The organism is Cupriavidus sp. R6-3 (assembly GCF_059772245.1).
Genome location: NZ_JCBAJO010000414.1, coordinates 1 through 1976, shown reverse-complemented (window position 1 = coordinate 1976; position 1976 = coordinate 1). Strand labels below are relative to the sequence as shown.

At 69.8% G+C, this 1976-nt stretch carries 2 protein-coding genes; both read right to left on the bottom strand.

Annotation, left to right across the window (positions count from 1 at the left end; all coding sequences use genetic code 11):
• The coding region (locus AC6EI8_RS26245; RefSeq protein ID WP_498383358.1) for a response regulator at positions 1 to 388 on the bottom strand (388 nt) is incomplete at its 3' end.
• A 14-nt stretch (positions 389 to 402) separates the two neighbouring features.
• Positions 403 to 1866 carry a type II and III secretion system protein family protein gene (locus AC6EI8_RS26240; protein WP_498383357.1) on the bottom strand — a complete coding sequence of 488 codons (1464 nt, stop codon included), beginning with the start codon at positions 1864 to 1866 and terminating at the stop codon, positions 403 to 405.
• Positions 1867 to 1976 lie beyond the last annotated feature (110 nt).

Below are 1976 nucleotides of genomic sequence, written 5' to 3'. Positions count from 1 at the left end.
CCGTGGCAATCGCATTGGCGGCGGGCGAGCGCATGTCGACGAAGTCCTTCACGCCTGCACGCAGCGCCGCCAGCATCAGCTCGGGCTCCTGCGCCTCGCCCAGGGCGACCAGCGGCAGGTTCGGGAACAGCCGGGCCAGTTGCTGGCCGAGCCGGGTCGAGGCCTGGGCATGCTCCGCGCTGAAATGCAGGAACACGATGCCCGGATTGGCGGTGCCGATGCGCTCGACGATGCCGTCGCGCGAGGGGTCGACGCCATCGACCGCATGCACCTGGCCCAGCGGCGCCAGCGCACGTTCGAGCCAGCGCCGCGGCGCCTCGCCGGTGGTGTTCAACAGGAAGGTCGCATTGCTGGCCACGGGGGCCGCATCGATGGGGGGCAGCGTCATGTCCATGCCTTCCTCTACCTCGAAAAGCCCGGCAAGGCCGGATCGACCAGTTCGCCGCCGAGGAACTTGCCCCAGACCGGTGGATTGGCGGAGGTGCGGCCGTCGGCCCCGACCCGCGCCGCCGCGCTCGAACCCTTCGCCAGCGGTCGCACCAGGTGCGGCGTGACGATGATCACCAGTTCGCGGTCTTCCTGGTGGAAGTTCAGGTTCTTGAAGAAGGCGCCGATCAGCGGCAGGTCGCCGAGCACCGGCACCTTGTCGATATTGCTGACCGTATTGCGGCTGACCAGGCCGCCGATCACGAAGCTCTCGCCATCGCCCAGTTCGACCGTGGTGTCGGCGCGGCGCGTGACGATCGCCGGAATCGTCGCGCCGTTCATCACGATGCCGCGCGAGGGATCGAGGTCGCTGGCTTCGGGCGCGACCTTCAGTGCGATGCGGTCCGGCGACAGCACCGTCGGCGTGACGGTCAGCCCGATGCCGAACTGCTTGTAATGGATCGTGGTCGTGCCCAGCGCCTGCGGTACGGGGATCGGGATCTCGCCGCCGGCGAGGAAGCTTGCGCTCTGGCCGGACAGCGCCACCAGGCTCGGCTCGGCGAGGATGCGCGCCATGCCGTTGCCTTCGAGCAGGCTCAGGTTGGCGAAGATGCCGTGGCTCATCGAGGCCGCGACCAGGTTGAAGGCGCTGCTGATCGGCGCGGTCGATTCCGTGACAAGGCCGCCGCCGGTGTTGCTGCCGCCCGGCCGCGGCGTGAATGTGGCCCTGGTCAGCGTGGACGGCGAGAAGCTGCCGAACGCGAAGCCGGAGCGGTTGCGATAGAAATTGAAGCCGGCCTGCTTCAGCACGTTCTTGCTGATCTCGACCACGCGCACGTCGACCTGCACGGTGCCGCTGACCGGCACGGTCGAGCGGTCGATCACCGGACCGTTGCCCACCGTCGCGCGCGCCGCCTGTTGCGCGCCTGCGGCGGCCGCGGCATCGGCGGACTGGCCGCGGATGATGGCGCCCTGCCCCGCGACGTCGATCTGCGCGCCCTGGCCGTCGGAGGCCATCGCATCGACCTGCACCGCGTAGCGGATCGGCGCCTCGCCGGACGGCCACACCATCAGATCGGTATTGCCGGGCTTGCGTGCGACCAGCAGTACGGCCGTGCTCGCGCCGCGCGATTTGAGCAGCAGCGCGTCGGCGACGTCGGGGTTGCCGATGGCGATGCGTTCGAGCTGCCGGCCGATACGGATTTCGCGCTGCGCGCCGACGGCGAGGGTCACACGCTGCGACGGCCGTTGCGCGGTGGGCTCGGCGCGATCGCTGACTTGATCGCCGGCCTGAGCGCTGCCCTGCGCGCTGCCCGGAGCGTTTGCCGGCGCGCGGGATGGCGCAGGCTGCGCGCCCAGCGGCGCGGGGCCGAGCAGGCTTGCCGCCAATAGCAGCGCGGTCAGCGTACGGGATTGGCGCGGCCTGTGGAATGACTTCATGTGGAAGGACACAGCGGGAAAGGCATGGAAGTGGAATCGACGCGCCGTCGGCAGCGGGGAGGTCATCGTCGTGTCCCTATTCGATGGCGCGCTTGCCGGCGCGGATCACT

What these genes read in the sequence shown, in the direction of transcription:
- AC6EI8_RS26240 (WP_498383357.1), bottom strand. Translation starts at nt 1,866, where the DNA reads ATGAAGTCATTCCACAGGCCGCGCCAATCCCGTACGCTGACCGCGCTG.